The sequence below is a fragment of the Streptomyces sp. NPDC102451 genome, assembly GCF_044765485.1.
In the GTDB taxonomy this organism is placed as follows: domain Bacteria; phylum Actinomycetota; class Actinomycetes; order Streptomycetales; family Streptomycetaceae; genus Streptomyces.
The window spans coordinates 674,454-691,726 of record NZ_JBIWKD010000002.1; the positions used below are offsets into that span (position 1 = coordinate 674,454).

General features: G+C 70.3%; 17 protein-coding genes. 11 read left to right on the forward strand and 6 right to left on the reverse strand.

Translation table 11 applies throughout. The features are described 5' to 3' along the window. Nucleotides 1-64 precede the first annotated feature (64 nt). Genes ACIRD8_RS06485 through ACIRD8_RS06510 form a run of 6 tightly spaced genes read left to right on the forward strand, consistent with a single transcriptional unit; the run spans nucleotide 65 to nucleotide 4,127 of the window. Nucleotides 65-508 carry a cupin domain-containing protein gene (locus ACIRD8_RS06485; RefSeq protein ID WP_403986994.1) on the forward strand — a complete coding sequence of 148 codons (444 nt, stop codon included), beginning with the start codon at nucleotides 65-67 and terminating at the stop codon, nucleotides 506-508. Further along, complete coding sequence (locus tag ACIRD8_RS06490) at nucleotides 505-1,773, forward strand: beta-ketoacyl-[acyl-carrier-protein] synthase family protein (protein WP_403986997.1); 1,269 nt, start codon at nucleotides 505-507, stop codon at nucleotides 1,771-1,773. The genes ACIRD8_RS06485 and ACIRD8_RS06490 overlap by 4 nt, the downstream gene beginning before the upstream one ends. Then, nucleotides 1,770-3,020 carry a ketosynthase chain-length factor gene (locus ACIRD8_RS06495; RefSeq protein ID WP_403987000.1) on the forward strand — a complete coding sequence of 417 codons (1,251 nt, stop codon included), beginning with the start codon at nucleotides 1,770-1,772 and terminating at the stop codon, nucleotides 3,018-3,020. The genes ACIRD8_RS06490 and ACIRD8_RS06495 overlap by 4 nt, the downstream gene beginning before the upstream one ends. 16 nt (nucleotides 3,021-3,036) lie before the next feature. After that, entirely contained in the window at nucleotides 3,037-3,294 is a 258-nt protein-coding gene (locus ACIRD8_RS06500) for an acyl carrier protein (protein WP_403987003.1), read from the forward strand. A gap of 1 nt (nucleotide 3,295) precedes the next feature. Beyond that, nucleotides 3,296-3,775, forward strand: a complete 480-nt coding sequence (locus ACIRD8_RS06505) for an SRPBCC family protein (RefSeq protein WP_403987006.1) — start codon at nucleotides 3,296-3,298, stop codon at nucleotides 3,773-3,775. Nucleotides 3,776-3,794: 19 nt separating this feature from the next. Then, a complete protein-coding gene (locus tag ACIRD8_RS06510; protein WP_403987009.1) occupies nucleotides 3,795-4,127 on the forward strand; it encodes a TcmI family type II polyketide cyclase in 333 nt (110 codons plus the stop codon). Nucleotides 4,128-4,201: 74 nt separating this feature from the next. On the opposite strand, the gene ACIRD8_RS06515 is transcribed toward ACIRD8_RS06510, so the two are convergent. Both ACIRD8_RS06515 and ACIRD8_RS06520 read right to left on the reverse strand, forming a co-directional pair. Continuing rightward, a complete protein-coding gene (locus ACIRD8_RS06515; RefSeq protein ID WP_403987012.1) occupies nucleotides 4,202-5,287 on the reverse strand; it encodes a methyltransferase in 1,086 nt (361 codons plus the stop codon). A gap of 34 nt (nucleotides 5,288-5,321) precedes the next feature. Further along, entirely contained in the window at nucleotides 5,322-6,488 is a 1,167-nt protein-coding gene (locus ACIRD8_RS06520) for a nitrous oxide reductase family maturation protein NosD (RefSeq protein WP_403987015.1), read from the reverse strand. 146 nt (nucleotides 6,489-6,634) lie between these two features. On the opposite strand from ACIRD8_RS06520, the gene ACIRD8_RS06525 reads away from it, so the two are divergent. Beyond that, complete coding sequence (locus tag ACIRD8_RS06525; RefSeq protein ID WP_403987018.1) at nucleotides 6,635-7,036, forward strand: ACT domain-containing protein; 402 nt, start codon at nucleotides 6,635-6,637, stop codon at nucleotides 7,034-7,036. Nucleotides 7,037-7,082: 46 nt separating this feature from the next. Continuing rightward, nucleotides 7,083-7,583, forward strand: coding sequence for a hypothetical protein (locus ACIRD8_RS06530; protein WP_325748050.1), 501 nt, complete (start codon nucleotides 7,083-7,085; stop codon nucleotides 7,581-7,583). Here the strand turns inward: ACIRD8_RS06530 and ACIRD8_RS06535 are convergent. Then, a complete protein-coding gene (locus tag ACIRD8_RS06535; RefSeq protein ID WP_403987021.1) occupies nucleotides 7,522-9,783 on the reverse strand; it encodes a family 2 encapsulin nanocompartment cargo protein terpene cyclase in 2,262 nt (753 codons plus the stop codon). The two genes, ACIRD8_RS06530 and ACIRD8_RS06535, sit on opposite strands and share 62 nt — an antisense overlap. Before the next feature lie 238 nt (nucleotides 9,784-10,021). Between ACIRD8_RS06535 and ACIRD8_RS06540 the strand changes: the two genes are divergently transcribed. Beyond that, nucleotides 10,022-11,353: an N-acetylmuramoyl-L-alanine amidase gene (locus ACIRD8_RS06540; protein WP_403987024.1), complete on the forward strand. Its 1,332-nt coding sequence runs from the start codon at nucleotides 10,022-10,024 to the stop codon at nucleotides 11,351-11,353. 101 nt (nucleotides 11,354-11,454) lie between these two features. Here the strand turns inward: ACIRD8_RS06540 and ACIRD8_RS06545 are convergent, their stop codons facing one another. Further along, nucleotides 11,455-12,591 (reverse strand): aminoglycoside phosphotransferase family protein, encoded by a 1,137-nt coding sequence (locus ACIRD8_RS06545; protein WP_403987027.1) that lies wholly within the window; start codon nucleotides 12,589-12,591, stop codon nucleotides 11,455-11,457. Between the two features lie 231 nt (nucleotides 12,592-12,822). On the opposite strand from ACIRD8_RS06545, the gene ACIRD8_RS06550 reads away from it, so the two are divergent. Continuing rightward, entirely contained in the window at nucleotides 12,823-14,319 is a 1,497-nt protein-coding gene (locus tag ACIRD8_RS06550; RefSeq protein ID WP_403987030.1) for a hypothetical protein, read from the forward strand. A gap of 57 nt (nucleotides 14,320-14,376) precedes the next feature. Here the strand turns inward: ACIRD8_RS06550 and ACIRD8_RS06555 are convergent, their stop codons facing one another. Next, the gene (locus ACIRD8_RS06555) at nucleotides 14,377-15,807 is read right to left on the reverse strand and encodes a PP2C family protein-serine/threonine phosphatase (RefSeq protein WP_403987033.1); all 1,431 of its coding nucleotides are present in this window, start codon (nucleotides 15,805-15,807) and stop codon (nucleotides 14,377-14,379) included. 520 nt (nucleotides 15,808-16,327) lie between these two features. Here ACIRD8_RS06555 and rpmG point away from each other — a divergent pair. Further along, nucleotides 16,328-16,492: a 50S ribosomal protein L33 gene (gene rpmG / locus ACIRD8_RS06560; protein ID WP_033304921.1), complete on the forward strand. Its 165-nt coding sequence runs from the start codon at nucleotides 16,328-16,330 to the stop codon at nucleotides 16,490-16,492. A 243-nt stretch (nucleotides 16,493-16,735) separates the two neighbouring features. On the opposite strand, the gene ACIRD8_RS06565 is transcribed toward rpmG, so the two are convergent. Next, nucleotides 16,736-17,236 carry a tetratricopeptide repeat protein gene (locus ACIRD8_RS06565; protein ID WP_403987036.1) on the reverse strand — a complete coding sequence of 167 codons (501 nt, stop codon included), beginning with the start codon at nucleotides 17,234-17,236 and terminating at the stop codon, nucleotides 16,736-16,738. Nucleotides 17,237-17,273 lie beyond the last annotated feature (37 nt).

Here is a 17,273-nt window from a genome sequence, read left to right on the forward strand (position 1 = left end):
TCAACGGCAGCGGGCCGACCCGTGCTGCCGTCCCACCGCACAACGTGCCTGGAGGAGAACAGCCATGACCACCCACCGGCCTCGCATCGTGGACCTCAGCGAGACTCAGCCCAACCGCAGGCGCGGAGGCGACCTGCGCGCCATGCTCACACCCACGGCGGTGGGGGCCACCAGCGGCTTCATGGGGCTGGCCATCGTCGCCCCCGGCGACCGCATCGGGGAGCACTACCACCCGTACTCCGAGGAGTTCGTGTACGTCGTGGACGGGCTCCTCGAAGTGGACCTGGACGGTGAACCGCACCCGATGCGGGCCGACCAGGGTCTGCTGATCCCGCCGCACGTCCGTCACCGCTTCCGCAACGTGGGTGACGTGGAGGCGCGCATGGTCTTCCACCTCGGCCCGCTGGCCCCCCGCCCCGAACTCGGACATGTGGACACCGAGGTCACGGAGAGCGCGGACCCCAGCGACGGCTACGCCCCGCCAGAACGAACGGGGGCCGCCTCATGACCCGGCGCGTGGCTGTCACCGGGGTCGGCGTCGTCGCACCCGGCGGCATCGGCGCCCCGGCCTTCTGGGACCTGCTCGCCAACGGCCGTACGGCGACACGCGGCATCACCCTGTTCGACCCGGCGGAGTTCCGCTCGCGCATCGCCGCCGAGTGCGACTTCGATCCTGTCGCGCACGGTCTGGACGCCGACCTGATCGCCCGCTCGGACCGCTACATCCAGTTCGCGCTGGTGGCGGCCCGGGAGGCGCTCGGTGACGCCGGGCTGAACCTGGAGAAGGAGGACCCCTGGCGTATCGGGGTCTCCCTCGGAACCGCGGTCGGCGGCACCACGCGCCTGGAGCACGACTACGTCGCCGTCAGCGGCAGCGGGGCGCGCTGGGACGTCGACCACCGGCCGGCGGGTGCCCATCTCGAACGGGCTTTCGCGCCCAGCACCCTCGCCTCCGCGGTCGCGGAGGAGGTCGGAGCGCACGGGCCCGTGCAGACGGTCTCGACCGGCTGCACCTCCGGCCTCGACGCGATCGGCTACGCCTTCCACTCCGTCGAGGAAGGCCGCGTGGACATCTGCGTCGCCGGAGCGTCCGACACGCCGATCACCCCCATCACGGTGGCCTGCTTCGACGCGATCAAGGCGACCTCGGCGAACAACGACGACCCGGAGCACGCCTCCAAGCCGTTCGACGCCCGCAGGGACGGCTTCGTCATGGGCGAGGGCGGCGCCGTCCTCATCCTCGAGGAACTGGAGCACGCCCGCGCCCGCGGCGCGACCGTCTACTGCGAGATATCGGGCTACGCCACGTTCGGCAACGCCTACCACATGACCGGGCTCACCACCGAAGGGCTGGAGATGGCCGAGGCCATCAACACCGCCCTCGCGCACGCCCGTCTCGACGGGTCGCAGGTCGACTACGTCAACGCGCACGGCTCGGGCACCAAGCAGAACGACCGGCACGAGACGGCGGCCGTGAAGAAGGCCCTCGGCGCACACGCGTACAAGGTGCCGATGAGCTCGATCAAGTCGATGGTCGGGCACTCCCTCGGTGCCATCGGTGCCATCGAAATCGCCGCATGCGTCCTGGCCCTCAAGCACCAGACGGTGCCGCCGACGGCCAACTACGAGACCGCTGATCCCGAGTGCGATCTCGACTACGTACCCCGCACGGCACGGCCCCTCAAGCTGCGCAGCGTGCTCTCGGTCGGCAGCGGCTTCGGCGGGTTCCAGTCCGCCGTCGCCATGACCAGATCAGGCGGGAGGACCCCATGAACACCCCGGCACACCGCAGCTCCGTCATCACGGGGATCGGTGTCGTCGCCCCCAACGGGACCGGCGCCGGTGCTTTCTGGAAGCAGACCCAGGAAGGGGTCAGCGTCCTCGACCTCGTCTCCCGCGAGGGCTGCGAGAACCTCCCGCTGCGCGTCGCGGGCGAGGTCAGGGACTTTGACCCGGTCGCGTTCATCGAGGAGCGCTTCCTCGTCCAGACGGACCGCTTCACGCACTACGCGATGGCCGCGGCCGATCTCGCCCTGGACGACGCACGGCTCGGCCGCGCGGACTACGAGGGCGCGCCGTTCAAGGTGGGCGTCGTCACCGCCGCCGGATCCGGCGGCGGTGAGTTCGGCCAGCGCGAGCTGCAGCGGCTGTGGGGCGAGGGCTCCCGGTTCGTCGGCCCGTACCAGTCCATCGCCTGGTTCTACGCGGCGAGCACCGGCCAGATCTCGATCCGGGGCGGCTTCAAGGGGCCCTGCGCCGTCGTCGCCAGCGACGAGGCCGGCGGCCTGGACGCGCTCATGCACGCCGCGCGCTCCATCCGGCGGGGCACGGACGCCGTCGTCGTCGGCGCGGCCGAGGCACCCCTCGCGCCGTACTCGGTGGTCTGCCAGCTGGGCTACGACGACCTCAGCCTCTGCGAGGAACCCACCCGCGCCTACCGGCCGTTCACCGCGGACGCCTGCGGGTTCGTGCCGGCCGAGGGCGGCGCCATGCTGGTGGTCGAGGAGGAGACGGCGGCCCGCGAACGTGGTGCGAAGGTCCGGGCCGAGCTGGCCGGCCACGCCGCCACCTTCACCGGGGCCTCCCGCTGGGAGGAGTCCCGCGCGGGACTGGCCCGGGCGATCGAAGGTGCGCTCCGCGAGGCGGACTGCGCGCCGGAGGAGATCGACGTGGTGTTCGCCGACGCCCTGGGTGTGCCCGCGGCCGACCGGGCCGAGGCCTTGGCGATCGCCGACGCACTGGGCGCCCACGGACGCAGGGTCCCGGTGACCGCGCCCAAGACCGGTACCGGCCGCGCCTACTGCGGCGCACCCGTGCTCGACACCTCCGCCGCGGTGCTCGCCATGGAGCACGGCCTGATCCCGCCGACGCCCAACGTCTTCGAGGTGTGCCACGACCTGGACGTGGTCACCGGGCGCGCGCGCCCCGCGGAACTGCGGACGGCGCTGGTGCTGAGCCGAGGACTCATGGGTTCGAACGCGGCCCTGGTGCTGCGGCGCCCGACCGACATCCCCCTGTGAGAAGGAGCAGCCCCTCATGACCGCTCAACTGACGTACGAAGAACTGGCCGCGCTCATGAAGAACGGCGCCGGCCTGACGGTCGACCCGTCGGACATGGCGGGCCGGCCCGGCTCGGCCTTCGAGGAGTACGGCCTGGACTCGCTCGGTCTGCTCGGCATCGTGGCCGCGCTCGAGAACCGGTACGGCCGTCCGCTGCCCGCCGACGCCGACCGGTGCAAGACGCCCGGCGAGTTCCTCGACCTCGTGAACAACACCCCAGTGACAGGAGTATGACGTGTCCGGACACACGGAGAACGAGATCACCATCGCCGCCCCCCTGGACCTCGTCTGGGACATGACGAACGATCTCGAGAACTGGCCGCAGCTGTTCAGCGAGTACGCGGCCGTCGAGGTGATCGAGCGGGAGGGCCAGAAGACGACCTTCCGCCTCACGATGCACCCCGACGACAACGGCAAGGTCTGGAGCTGGGTCTCCGAGCGCACCACGGACCGCCAGGGGCGCAACGTACGCGCACGGCGGGTCGAGCCCGGCCCGTTCCAGCACATGGACATCAGGTGGGAGTACTCGGAGGTCCCGGGCGGCACCCGCATGCACTGGCGCCAGGATTTCGCGATGCGCCCCGACGCCCCGGTCGACGACGCGTGGATGACCGACAACATCAACCGCAACTCGCGCGTCCAGCTGGAGCTCATCCGCGACAAGATCGAGCAGCGTGACCGGGAACGCCGCTCAGCCTCGGTCCCCGCCAACTGACGCCCCGAAAGGCAGCGAGATGCACCACGCACTGATCGTCGCCCGGATGGCGCCGGAATCCGCGCCGGACATCGCGAAGCTGTTCGCGGCCTCCGACAACACGGACCTGCCGCATCTCGTCGGTGTCAACAGGCGCACCCTGTTCCAGTTCGGAGACGTGTATCTGCACCTGATCGAATCCGAGCGGCCCCCGGGCCCGGAGATCGCCAAGGTGACGGAGCACCCGGAGTTCAAGGCCATCAGCGACCGGCTGACCGCCTACGTGAGCCCTTACGACCCGGAGACCTGGCGCGGTCCGAAGGACGCGATGGCGCAGCAGTTCTACCGGTGGGAGAGCGACAGCTCCGCCTGACACACGGACGATCGCCCCGGGTCCGGCACCTAGGTGCCGGACCCGGGGCGATCTCTGTGCGCCGGGGCCACGCGCTACGGCACGACGCACTCGAACGCGTGCAGGTACGCGTTGACGGGGTGGACCTCGCCCACCCGCAGCCCCGCGTCGGTCATCCGGCCGATCAGGCTCTCCCGGGTGTGTTTGGCACCCCCGACGTTGAGCAGGAGCAGCAGGTCCATGGCGGTGGTGAACCTCATCGAAGGGCTGTCGTCCACGAGATTCTCGATGATCACCACACGGGCACCCGGGCGGGCCGCGGCGACCACGTTGCGCAGGGTCCTGCGTGTGCTCTCGTCGTCCCATTCGAGGATGTTCTTGATGATGTACAGATCCGCCTCGACGGGGATGTCCTCACGGCAGTCGCCGGGCACGATCCGTGCGCGCTCCGCGAGCCGGCCGCCCTCGCGCAGCCTGGCGTCCGCACGGGCCACCACACCCGGAAGGTCCAGGAGCGTTCCCCGGACCGAGGGGTGCTTCTCCAGCAGGCTCGCGAGGACGTGCCCCTGCCCGCCGCCGATGTCCACGACCGAGGACACCCCGGTGAGGTCCAGCCGGTCGGCGACATCCTGTGCGGACTGCACGCTGGAAGTGGTCATCGCCCGGTTGAAGACCTGCGCGGACTCGCCCGCGTCCTGGTGGAGATACTCGAAGAAGCCCTTGCCGAACGTCTCCGGGAAGACGCTCGCGCCGGAGCGCACCGCGTCGTCGAGCCGCGGCCAGACCTCCCAGGTCCAGGGCTCGGTGCACCACAGCGAGATGTAGCGCAGGCTGTTCGGGTCGTCCTCGCGCAGCAGCCGGGACATCTCCGTGTGGACGAACTTCCCGTCCGCCGTCTCCTCGAAGATCCCGTAGCAGCACAGCGCGCGCAGCAGCCGCCGCAGCGGCGCGGGCTCGGCGTCCACGATCAGGGCGAGCTCCGCGGCCGATGCCGGGGCATCGCCCAGCGCGTCGGCCACGCGCAGCCTGGCCGCCGCGCGTACGGCGGCGGCGCACGCCGCCCCGAACGCGAGCTCCCGGAGCCGCATGGACGGCGGCGGGTTCTGTCCGGCGGAGACCTGGGGCACGGTGACGGGGGTCGCGACGGGGGTGGTGTCGGGGGTGGGACTCACGGTGGTCATACCGTCTCGTTTCTCCTTGTCCGGCGCTGAGCCGTCATCCGGCGCACATGCCGGCCGGGACGGATGTCCCGCACGTGTTGCTGACGAAGGTGTTGCCGGTACCCGAGGTGTCACCGTTGGCGAGGTCGGCCGGCTTGTTGCCCTGCACAAGGTTGTTGCTGATGGTGTTGTCGGTGTTGAGCGCGCCCACGAAGCTCTTGAACAGCAGGACGCCGCCGGAGAGCGGGGTCGAGCCGACGTTGTCCCGGATGACGTTGGAACGTACGACCGTGGCCTCGCTCCCGGTGAGGACGATGCCCGAGCCCTGGATCGCAGACAGCCGCGGGGTCGCCGGACAGAACTTGTTGTTCTTGACGATCCGGTTGCCGCTGATCCTCATGGCCCCCGCCGCGGGCTTGGACTCGTCACCCACGACGAAGACCCCGCTGCAGTTGCCGGTCAGGGTGTTGCCGTCGATGACGAGGTTCCGTACCCGGCGCGCGGTGACGCCGATGCGGTTCTTGCTCACCGAGTTGTCCAGGACGACCGTCCCTCCGGTGTCGGTGGCCCCGCCCTCCTCGCTGACCGAGTTGGCGATGAAGATCCCCGCGTCCCCGTTCCCGGTGGCGGTGTTGCGCCGGAACTCGCCGCGGGTCGACCGCTCCTGGGCGATGCCCCAGACGCCGTTGGACCGGGCGGTGACCTTGCGGACGCTGAGCCCGTCGGTCCAGGACGCCCAGATGCCGCTCCCGGAGAAGCCGGAGACGGTCAGGGAACGGATGGTGACATCGTCGACGGTGTGGCCCTTGGTCCCGATGACGCAGATGCCGTTCCCGCCCGTGGCGCAGGCGTTGGCAGCCTTGGTGGCCTTGGTGGCTTTCGCGGTCTTCGCGGTCTTCGCGGTCTTCGCGGTCTTCGCGGTCTTGGGGGTCTTGGTGGTCTTGGCGCCGTCCGTGGCCGGCGGTGCGATCACCGTTCGCCCACGGGTGCCGAGCAGGGTCAGTCCCGGCTTGGTGACCAGGACGTTCTCGCGGTACGTGCCGGGCAGGATGACGATGGTGTCACCGGCGTCCGCAGCGTCGACCGCGCTCTGGATCGAGTCGCCCGCGCGCACCACATGATGACCGGGTCCTGCCGCGGCTGAGGGGACGGCCGCGAGACCCAGCGCCGTGGCCGTGGAGACGGTGATACCCGCCAGGCATTTCATGTGTTTTTTGCTCATGAGCCGAAGCTATGGGCGATCAACCGCCCGTGCCACGCAAGGTGAGCGTATGGATACAAGGCGTGCCTGAATGGCTTACGACCTCACCCACGATCGTCAGCGGCGTCACGGCGTCCGGGGGCTGCGCACAGCCGTACTGTGGCCCCATGACGGGCGAGCGCGATCTTCGAACACTGCTGCACGGCATGCGACCGGAGCTCAACCCCGGCCGCTACGTCTACACGACCCTGCCCGGCGGCGAGGTGCCCACCGGTGTCACCCCGGTGGTCACCGTCTCCGAGCAGGAAGGACTGACGGCCGTCGTCCCCGAAGCGCAGGCTCTGGCGTCGGGACTGGCGTACCACTTCGCCGCCGGCTGGATCACGCTCCGTGTGCACTCCGCACTGGACGCCGTCGGACTGACCGCGGCGGTCTCCCTGGCCCTCACCGACGCGGGCATCAGTTGCAACGTGGTCGCCGGTTTTCATCACGACCACCTCTTCGTGCCGTACGCCCGGGCGGCCGACGCGGTCCGGGCGCTCGAAGCGCTGGCCGCCGAGTCCGGGTAGGAGTGCCCGGCTCCGCGACGTGGGCCGGGACACGTAACATGGCCCCATGTCCTTCCTCCGCCGCCGTAGCGCCGCCACACCCGCGGGCCCGGACTTCGACGTCCTGGCCATGGACCCGGGGGACTGGCCCGGCAACCTCGGCGCCGGTCTGCTCCCCGCTCCCGACGGGAGCTGTCAGGGCGTGTTCCTGCGCTACGACCTGTTCGGCGGACGCGGCCCAGCGATGATCATCGGCAATCTGCCGGAGGGCTCCCCGGCCCGCGAGACCGAGGAGGGCCAGGTCCCCTTCGAGGTCGCCCAGCTGCTCCTCGCCCTCGAGAACGACGAGCCGGTCGAGGTGACCGGCACCGAGGACGTGCCCGTCATGCAGGGTGACAGCCTGCTGATCGTGCGCCGCGTCAAGCTCTCCGAGAGCCGGATCTCATGCGTCCAGTTCGACCGCAGCGACGGCGTGCTCGTCACCATCGCCAGCTGGGACCGGCCGATCACCGACGATCTGTACGCCCTGCTGAAGCCGCTTCCCGCGGAGCTGTTCCAGCAGGGCTGAAACGTCCCTGCGTGAGCAGTCGTGTCACCCGCGCCGCCGACGTCCCGAACCCCGTGGGGCCGCTGATGTGCCACGGGGTCCCGGTGCCCCGGCGCAGATCCTCCTCGCGGTAGCGCCGGCAGTCCCGGTGCCAGATCAGGATCCCCGCCATCCAGTGCTGGAGCTCCAGCACATAGCCCGCGAGGACCTCCCTCGCCTCCGCGTCCAGGTCGTAGTCGTCGTAGAGGATCGGCAGCTCCTGCTCCGCCACGTGCTGGAACTGGCGCATCCGGGAGTTCATCAGATCGTCCACGATCGCGACCCCCGTCGGGTAGTCCACCCCGAAGAAGTTCTGGACGACCAGCACCCCGTTGTGCACCTCACCCTCGTACTCGATCTCCTTCTGGTACGAGAACAGGTCGTTCAGCAGGCATGCGTAGTCCGCCGCCGCGTTCTCCAGGGAACGCATCGGGCCGCTGCGGTAGACGGCCTCCGGCACCTTCCTGCCGTGGCCCAGCCGGCACAGGCTCATCGTGAGATCCGAACCGAACGTCGCCCGGCGCATCTCCACGTAGTCCACCGGATCGGGAATCCGGTTCTGCGCCTGGTTCGCCAGCTCCCAGAGCCAGCTCGCCGTCATCGACTCCACCGCCTCCCGGAAGGTACGGCGAGCCCCCTCGTCCATCGGCCCCGCCGTCCGCCGCCAGAGGTCCGCCAGCCCGCGCTCCAGCGCGTTGACCGGCTCGGGCACCGACGAGCCGTCCAGCGGCATGAACAGCGACAGCCGCTCGTTGGCCAGCCGCGCCCCCGCCAGATCACGGGTCCGGCCGTGCACCACCGGGAACCAGTCGTCACCGTACGTCCCCCAGGTCAGCCACCCCGACGACAGATCGAGCTCGTCCGGGGTCGCGTCCGGGTGCAGTCCCGCCGCGCAGAGCGGCAGGTCGGTCGCGATGAGCCGCTCCTCGTCCCAGATGTGCGAACCCGGCACGCCCGGCTGCGCCTCCAGGATCCCCATCCTTCGCGACCAGTCCACGATCCGCACGCGCGCCCCGTCCAGATGCGGGCTCAGCGTCGTACTGAACGGCATGTCGAAGTCCGGCAGCAGCGACGGACCGACGCGCCGGTACGGAGCATGCGTATGGCTGCGCAGCCGGAGCGACTCGGACCGAGGAGTGAGACGGAGCGAAGCAGCGGCCATCCCGAAGCCGGGGACGCTCTCGCCCGCGCCGCCGCCGTTCATGTAGCGGCTGGAGCGCATGTGCCACTCATGCCCGCCGGACTGCCAGTCCTGCAGCCCCTTCACATACGCCAGGACCGCGGCCGTCCCGTCGGGCGTGAGGCCCTTCTCCGCGCAGAGCGGCCCCAGTTCGGTGAGGGCGGTGTTCTCGAACTGCTGCAGGCGTGACGTGAGCAGATCGTTGACCGCCTCCGCCGCCTCCTGGGTCGAGCAGCCCAGGAACCTCTCCAGGACCAGTACGCCGTTGCTGTTCTCGCCCTCGTCCTCGACCTCGCGCTGGTACGAGAACAGGTCGTTGCGCAGGTGCACGCCGTCGGAGAAGGCGTCCCTCAGCACCCGCAGCGGGCGCGAGTCCGCCACCGCGTCAGGGACCTCGGCGTTCGCCGCGTACTCCACCAGACCAGCCGACCACGGCGCCCCGCCCACCTTGCGGCGCATCTCGATGTACTCGACGGGGTTGGCGATACGCCCCTCGTTGATGTTCGAGAGCTCCCACAGGGACTCGTTGAGCAGATTCTCCGTCGCCTCGGCGAACCGGGCCCGCCAGGCGTCCGACATGGCCGGCACCGTCCTCGCCCAGAGGTCGGCCAGCCCCGCCTCCACCGGATTCTCCGGCTCGGGGGTGGCCGCGCCCCGTTCCATCGGCATGAAGGCGGGCAGCCGGTCCAGGTAGCGCTTCCCGCCCTCACGGTCCGGAGTGCGCTTGAACAGCTCCAGGAAATGGTCGTCGAAGAAGAAGACCCACACATACCAGTCGGTGACCAGGGACAAGGCCTCGGCCGAGCAGTCCGGGTGGGTGTACGCGCAGAGCAGCGCGTAGTCGTGGGACTCCAGGTCCTTCTCCTCCCAGATTCCGGAACCCTCCAGCATCCCCATTCCGCGCGCCCACTCCCGGGTGTGGCTTCGGGCCGCCTCCAGATGAGGGTTGAGGCGCGCCGGATACGGCACGTAGAAGTCCGGCAGTGAGAAGGGCTGTGCCATGTGCGTCCGGCCTTTCCGAGAATTCCGCGCGGTCCACGCGGACCGGTCCTGTCGGCGCCAGCACTACCCCTCGGCCATACGGGGCACGCACGGCGCGAAATAGTCACACAAGCTCATGTCCAGCGGCACACTGCACTCTTGACTCATCAACACCTCGCGCCACAGAGTGTGCGCCGACCGATGAACGTGGGGAGCGCCCCCGGGAACTGCTCTGCCACCCGGCCCAAGAAGGGTTGTCATGACGTCGAAGCAGAGGATCAGACTCGCGCTCGCACTGACCACGGCGGGGGCGCTGAGCGTGGCGCTCCTCTCCCCGGCAGCGGCCGGCGCGGACACCGTACGACCCGAATGTCCACGCGGGCTGGCCTGTGACTGGGTCCCCGCCGCCTACCAGCAGACCGGCGACCCGGCGGACAAGGAGACCTACGGCAACTACGACACGGCGGACCGGCCCGACAGCAACGCCATCAAGTACATCGTCCTCCACGACACCGAGGTCGACTACGACACCACCCTGAAGATCTTCCAGAATCCCGCCAACCAGACCTCCGCCCACTACGTGGTGCGTTCGGCCGACGGCCATGTCACCCAGATGGTGAAGAACAAGGACGTGGCCTGGCAGGCGGGCAATTGGTATCTCAACACCCACTCCATCGGCATCGAGCAGGAGGGCTTCGCGGCCGAGGGGGCCAAGTGGTACACCCCCGAGATGTACCGCTCGACCGCACGGCTCGTACGCCACCTCGCGGCGAAGTACGACATCCCGCTCGACCGGCAGCACATCCTCGGCCACGACGGCGTACCGCCCACCAGCGCGGCGGGCACCCGGAACATGCACTGGGACCCGGGCCCCTACTGGGACTGGAACCGCTTCATGGCGCTGCTCGGCAGACCCACGGTGCCGACTGCGCCCAGGAGCAGCGAGCTGGTCACCGTCAGCGCGGACTTCACCAAGAACCAGCAGGAGTTCCGCGACTGCGAGAAGAACGCCGACCTGCCCCGGCAGGGCAGCAGCGCGGTGCCGCTGCACACCGGACCGTCCGAGGACTCGCCGCTCTTCTCGGACCCGGGGCTGCACCCTGACGGTTCCCCGGGGACGAACTGTGCCGCCGACTGGGGCAGCAAGATCAGCGCCACCCAGCAGGCCGTCATCGCCGGCAGGGCACCCGGCTGGACGGCGATCTGGTGGTACGGGGAGAAGGCGTGGTTCCGCACCCCAGGGGGGACCCGGGTCGTCAGCCCCACCTCCGGCCGAGTCGTGCGGCCGAAGGCAGGCGAGGACGAGGTGCCGGTCTACGGCGTGGCCTACCCGGAGAAGGCGGAGTACCCCGCGGACTTCGCCAAGCCGACCGTGGGCACCCCGCTCGTCTACACCATCAAGGCAGGGCAAGCCTTCCCCGGTGGCGGCGAGGCCCCCAACGGCTACTACTACGCGCCGACGATCGACGCCTCGAAACCGTACGACCACACCTACTTCCGTGGAACCCAGAAGTACGTGACGGTCCAGATCGGCCACCGGATCGGCTTCGTGAAGGCGTCCGACGTCGACGTGGTGCGGGCCGGCTCATGAGCCCAGACTGAGACGGCCGACGGCGCGCTGCGGGACCCGTGTGTCGGCACCGGTCCCGCAGCGCGCTTCCCCCGTCGGTCAGGCCGGTCGACCCGGCGTGGTCAGCGTGTACCCACCGCCGCGCGGACGGCCCGCCGGGCCATCGCGCAGTCGTCGTGCAGCCTCCGCAGCAGCAGCCTCTGCTCCTCGCTGGAGGACAGCACCCCCTGGCGCGCCTGGCCGCCCCCGGCCGGCGCACCTTCGCGCATGGCCCGCTGGACAGCCGTCTCGTACGTACGGATCTCCCGGGTCAGCACGATCATGAGGTTCACCAGGAAGGCGTCACGGGCAGCGGCACCGGCCGCCTGTGCCAGCTGGCTGATCTGGCGCCGGGACGCCGGTGCGTCACCGAGCACGGCCCAGAGCGTCGCCAGGTCGTACCCCGGCAGATACCAGCCGGCGTGCTCCCAGTCGACCAGCACGGGCCCGGTGGGTGGCAGCAGGATGTTCGACAGCAGGGCGTCCCCGTGGCAGAACTGGCCCATGCCCTGCCGCCCGCCCGCGTGGGCCAGACCGTGCAGCAGCTTCTGCAGGTCACCCAGATCACGGTCGGTGAAGAGACCCAGCTCGTGATAGCGGGCGATGCGCGAGGCGTAGTCCAGCGGCGCGTCGAACAGACCGGCCGGCGGCCTCCAGGCGTTGATCCGGCTGACCGCACCGAGCACGGCCCGCAGATCCGCACGGGGCGGCGCCTCCGCGGGATGCCTCGTCAGGGCCGCGACCCGTCCGGGCATCCGCTCGATCACCAGGGTGCAGTTCTCCGGGTCGGCGGCGATGAGCCGCGGGGCCCGGACCGGCGGGCGGTGCCGGACGAAGGCCCGGTATGCCGCTATTTCGTGCCGGAACCGCTCCGTCCACGCGGGGGAGTGGTCGAGTAAACACTTGGCCACCGCGGTCGCGCGGCCGGTGGTGCCCACGATCAGCACCGAGCGTCCGCTGCGGCGCAGTACCTGTACCGGGTTGAACTCAGGGCAGATGCGGTGCACGGAGGCGATGGCCATCCGCAGCTGCGCGCCCTGGGCACCGGACAGGTCCAGTCTTCCGCTGAGCGGTTGGGAGCCCGGCCCCGCCGCCCGCCGGGCCCGACCCGTGCCGCCCGCCGGTGACGCGGCGCGGGGGTCGAGATACGGCCCGCCGCCCGCCCCCAAGGGTCGAAGCGGCCGGGGCGGGGCGGACACGGAGGACGATGCTGTGTACATGGGCGAGACAGATCCCTTCGTGCGCCGACAAGTTACGTGCGCCGCCCCGGCCGGCGGCCGTTCGGCACCCTGGGGAGTACCTAGGGCTGCCGGGCGGGGTGGCGCTTTCCTACCTGACACCGGCCCGCGGGTGGCACAACATCTAGCGACCCCTGGCGAACCCTGGCGAATATTCGTCCGGCATCCGCTGGGGGGCTAGGGTCAAGTCAGCCGAGAACCTGGGGGCTTGACGTGACCGGAGAACCAAACACCCGTCTGTCCGACCTGTTCGGCCTGGCCGGATGGTCCAAGGGCGAACTCGCGAGAATGGTGAACAGGCAGGCGGCGGCCATGGGCCACCTCCAACTCGCCACCGACACCTCGCGGGTGAGGCGCTGGATCGACATGGGGGAGTCCCCCCGCGATCCCGTACCCGAGGTGTTGGCAGCTCTGTTCACCGAGCGGCTCGGCCGTGTCGTGACCATCGAGGACCTCGGGTTCGGCCGGCGCGGGCGTGTGGGGAAGCGGCGAAAAGCCGGGACGGAAGACAATCCCGACGGTTTGCCGTGGGCGCCCGAACGGACGGCAGCGGTCCTCACCGAATTCACGGGAATGGACCTCATGCTCAACCGACGCGGCTTGGTGGGCGCGGGCGCCGCGCTCGCCGCTGGCTCAGCACTCACCGGCGCCATGTACGACTGGCTGCACTCCGAGCCCGCTCCGGCGGCCCGGGCCCTCCGGCTCAACGACCCCCTGTACGCCGACAACGCCGGCTTCGACCTGTACGAGGCCGCCCCCATCGGATCCGAGGAGATCGAGGCCCTGGAGCGCTCGGTCGAGGTCTTCCGGGCCTGGGACGCCTCCAGAGGCGGCGGACTCCAGCGCAAGGCCGTCGTGGGCCAGCTCAACGAGGTGGGCGGCATGCTCGCCTACCGCCACCCCGAGCATCTGCAGCGCCGTCTCTGGGGCGTCGCCGCCAACCTCGCGGTCCTCGCCGGCTGGATGTCCCACGACGTGGGCCTCGAACCCACCGCCCAGAAGTACTTCGTGATCGCCGCCCACGCCGCGCGTGAAGGCGGTGACCGTCCCCGCGCAGGCGAGGCGCTCTCCCGCGCCGCCCGCCAGATGGTCCACCTGGGCCGGCCGGACGACGCCCTGGACCTGATGAAGCTCGCCAAGTCGGGTTCGGGCGAGGAGACCCTGCCGCGTACCCGGGCGATGCTGCACACCATCGAGGCCTGGGCGCAGGCGTCGATGGGGCGCGGGCAGGCCATGCGGCGCACACTCGGCGAGGCCGAGGAACTCTTCGTCTCGGACAAGGGGGATGTGCCCCCGCCGAGCTGGATGCAGATGTTCGACGAGGCGGACATGCACGGCATGCAGGCCCTGGCCTTCCGCACCCTGGCCGAGCACGACCCGGGCGCGGCCTCCACCGCCCAGCGCCACGCCAAGCAGGCACTCGATCTGCGGATAAACGGCCGCCAACGGTCCAAGATCTTCGACTACATCTCGCTCGCATCGGCGTGCTTCATCGCCGACGACCCCGAGCAGGCCGATCGCTACGCACGGCTCGCCCTCGTGTCGATGGGGGAGACGTCCTCGCACCGGACCTGGGACAGGCTGCGCGAGATGTACCGGCTCACCGGTCAGTTCGCGGGATACGCCAAGATCGAGGACCTGCGTGAGGAGATCGAACTCGCCCTGCCCCCGCGTGTGTCCGCCAAGAAGGCGAAGGGCTCCCAGATCTGATCCGGGTCTCCCCGCGACGGGCGAGCGGGGAATGTCGGCAGGACGTCCAGGGCTCGCTCACGCCTCGACGCGGGCCACCAACACGCAGGCGTCGTCGAGCCGTTCGGCAGATCCGAGCTCCTCGACCACGATCCGTACGCACTCCTGTGCCGTACGGGCCTGCGCGAACCGAGGCGCCAGCCCAAGAAGCATGTCCGGGCCGGCGCTCCGGTCGTCCCGGCCCCTCAGCCCGCCGGTGTGCAGCACGAGCACATCGCCCGGCAGCAGATCCACCTGGTCCTGCTCGTAGGTGACTCCGGAGGCCGCCCCGAGCAGCACTCCGTCCGGCGCCGGCAGAGGACGCCCCACTCCGTCGCGGAACAGCAGCGGCGCGGGGTGTCCTGCCTGCGCCCAGACGAGCGTGCCGGTCGCCGGATCGAAGCGGCAGCACACGGCGCTGCCCAGGGCCGGCTGTGCCGAGCTTTCGATCAGCTGGTTCAGGTGGCCCATGACCGGCCCCGGGCCGATGCCTGCCACGGCCATGCCGCGCAGCGCCCCGAGCAGCATCGCCATGGCCGAGGTCGCCGGGATCCCGTGACCGGTGAGGTCCCCGACGGTCAGCAGGGTCGTGCCGTCCGGGAGCGGCAGCGCGTCGTACCAGTCGCCGCCGATGAGGTCGCTCGACCCCGACGGCAGGTAGTGCGCGGCGATGTCCAAGCCGCTCGCGCCCCGGCCGGGTATCGGCAGGGAGCCACGCCACGGCGGGAGAACGGCCTCCTGGAGTTCGACCGCCATCCGGTGCTCGGCCCGGGCCATGTGCTCCTGGCGCCGCAGCGTGTCCCGCGTCCTGCCCACGATGTGCTGGCTGCGGCGCAGCCTGCTGACATCGCGCAGGACCGCCCACATGGAAGCGGTGCAGCCGTCCGCGTCGAGAACGGGTTCGCCCATCATGTGCAGGGTGCGCATCCCGCCGTCGGGCAGCAGGATCCGGAACTCGCCGTCTATCGGCCGTCCGTCCACCAGGCAGTCGGTCACCATCGATGTCAGGAGAGGCTGGTCCTCCGCGAGGAGCAGGGACGGCAGCTCGTCCAGGGACAGCGCTCCTGCCTCCGGGTTCCTGCCGAAGATCTGGTACAGCTCGTCGGACCAGCTGACCTCGTCGGTGAGCAGGTTCCACTCGGCGCTGCCCACCCTGCTGAGGAGCGAGCCCGTCGGAGGCTCGGCCGGTGTCGTGGGGTGCTCTCCCACGGGCTCCGCGGCGGTGGCGTGGAAGATGCCGTCCCTCAGCTGTCCCAGATGCTCGCCGAGGTCGTCGAGCTGATGGACGGCGAGCTCGCAGAGTGCCCGCTGCCAGCGCAGCTGGGGGTCGTCGTCCTCGATCACGGAGGTGTCGCGCCGCACGGCGTCCACATCGCCGCGGAGCAGCCGGGTCCGGTTGATCAGGGCGTCGACTGCGTCCCGCTCGGGCGGCTGTGGGGCCGGGCGGTCCGCAAACAGATGGGACGGCATCTGGTACTCCGATACAGGCGGTACGGCCGGTTCGTGGGGGTGGACCGAACACGACTGTTGCACAGGCCGCGGGGCCCTGTAAGGGGTTTGGCAACACTCGATACGTTCTTGCTTCCGGCATATGCCATCGGCTGGGTGGAGCGGAGGTCCGCCGAACACCCTTGCCCCTGGTGGGGAGTTGACGCAAGTCGCCGGGCGTGAGCTGCTCGGCGTGCGCCCGCGCGTGCGACCCCGCACGGCTCGCACCGGCCGGGATCAGGGCATATGCGGAGTCGCGTGGAGTCGTCGACGGACGACTGTCGGCGCCGCTCCCGGGGCCGATCGACGGATCGTTCGAGCGAGGGTGCCGGTCGTGCGTCGATCGCCCGTTCGAGGGCTGCGGGTGGGGGTGCGGGCGGCCCGTGTCCCGGGTTCGGTGGAGGGAATGACGGGGTCCTTGCGCGTGTTGTGCGGACCAGAAACGAAAACGACACCCATTCCCACCCCGGGAGTGAGGTCGGAGTCCCTGTCTGGAGGCCCCATGGCGCGCAGTGAGACCAGGCCCGTCGTCCTGCTCCGGTCAACGGCCGGAACCGGCCACACCTATGTGACGCGGAAGAACCGGCGCAACGACCCCGACCGGCTGGAGCTGAGGAAGTTCGACCCGGCCGCTGGGCGTCACGTCGTGTTCCGCGAGGCCCGCTGACGATCGGCCGCACCACCCTCCCCGTCGGCCGCGCAGGCACTCCGGCCTGCACGGCCGTGGTGTGGATCACACGACGGGGGGCGGATTCACGGGAACGCCCGGTGGTGGTTTATCGTTCATCTATGCGTAGGGGTGAGTGACCGAAGACCGCCGAACAGCGGCCCGTCTTCACCTCCGCACACAAGCCGCCCCGGCTGGATTCCCCCGATCCGGCCGGGGCTTCCCCTTTGCCCCGCCCCGCGCTCACATGGTCCGGGTGAGGTCCGCCGCGTAATGCTCGATGGCGGGCCGGTACTGCTGTACGTGCGGACTGTCGCTCGTCGTCGCGACCAGGCGCAGCAGGAGCTGCATGGCTTCATGGTGCTCGCCGGTGTTGAAGAGGGCCATGGACAGGAAGGTCCTCAGCGCCCCGTCGTCCGGGAACTCCGCCGCACCGCGCCTGAGCGTCTCGACGGCCTGCCCGAACCTGCCCAGGACGCGATAGGTGCTGCCGAGTCCCAGCAGCGCTCCCCGGCGGTCCTCATCGGTGAGTCCGTCGCCCTGCAGACTCCGCTCGTAATACGGCACCGCCTCGGCCTCCAGGCCGAGCACATCGTGGACCCAGGCGGTCTGGTAGGCGACGTCCACCGCGTCCGGGAACGAGGCGGTGAGGGCGAGGAGGCGTTCCCTGGCCTGTTCGGGATGACCCTGCTCCCGCAGCCGCACGGCCTCCGCCAGCAGCTCGTCCTTCTTCTGTGCGCTCATGCGCACATCGTCGCACCCGGACCGGGGGTGTGGCCGC

Bases quoted from the DNA above. Each gene is read 5' to 3' on its own strand.
- ACIRD8_RS06485 (WP_403986994.1), top strand. From the start codon at position 65: ATGACCACCCACCGGCCTCGCATCGTGGACCTCAGCGAGACTCAGCCC.
- ACIRD8_RS06490 (WP_403986997.1), top strand. From the start codon at position 505: ATGACCCGGCGCGTGGCTGTCACCGGGGTCGGCGTCGTCGCACCCGGC.
- ACIRD8_RS06495 (WP_403987000.1), top strand. From the start codon at position 1,770: ATGAACACCCCGGCACACCGCAGCTCCGTCATCACGGGGATCGGTGTC.
- ACIRD8_RS06500 (WP_403987003.1), top strand. From the start codon at position 3,037: ATGACCGCTCAACTGACGTACGAAGAACTGGCCGCGCTCATGAAGAAC.
- ACIRD8_RS06510 (WP_403987009.1), top strand. From the start codon at position 3,795: ATGCACCACGCACTGATCGTCGCCCGGATGGCGCCGGAATCCGCGCCG.
- ACIRD8_RS06515 (WP_403987012.1), bottom strand. From the start codon at position 5,287: ATGACCACCGTGAGTCCCACCCCCGACACCACCCCCGTCGCGACCCCC.
- ACIRD8_RS06520 (WP_403987015.1), bottom strand. From the start codon at position 6,488: ATGAGCAAAAAACACATGAAATGCCTGGCGGGTATCACCGTCTCCACG.
- ACIRD8_RS06525 (WP_403987018.1), top strand. From the start codon at position 6,635: ATGACGGGCGAGCGCGATCTTCGAACACTGCTGCACGGCATGCGACCG.
- ACIRD8_RS06530 (WP_325748050.1), top strand. From the start codon at position 7,083: ATGTCCTTCCTCCGCCGCCGTAGCGCCGCCACACCCGCGGGCCCGGAC.
- ACIRD8_RS06535 (WP_403987021.1), bottom strand. From the start codon at position 9,783: ATGGCACAGCCCTTCTCACTGCCGGACTTCTACGTGCCGTATCCGGCG.
- ACIRD8_RS06540 (WP_403987024.1), top strand. From the start codon at position 10,022: ATGACGTCGAAGCAGAGGATCAGACTCGCGCTCGCACTGACCACGGCG.
- ACIRD8_RS06545 (WP_403987027.1), bottom strand. From the start codon at position 12,591: ATGTACACAGCATCGTCCTCCGTGTCCGCCCCGCCCCGGCCGCTTCGA.
- ACIRD8_RS06555 (WP_403987033.1), bottom strand. From the start codon at position 15,807: ATGCCGTCCCATCTGTTTGCGGACCGCCCGGCCCCACAGCCGCCCGAG.
- rpmG (WP_033304921.1), top strand. From the start codon at position 16,328: ATGGCGCGCAGTGAGACCAGGCCCGTCGTCCTGCTCCGGTCAACGGCC.
- ACIRD8_RS06565 (WP_403987036.1), bottom strand. From the start codon at position 17,236: ATGAGCGCACAGAAGAAGGACGAGCTGCTGGCGGAGGCCGTGCGGCTG.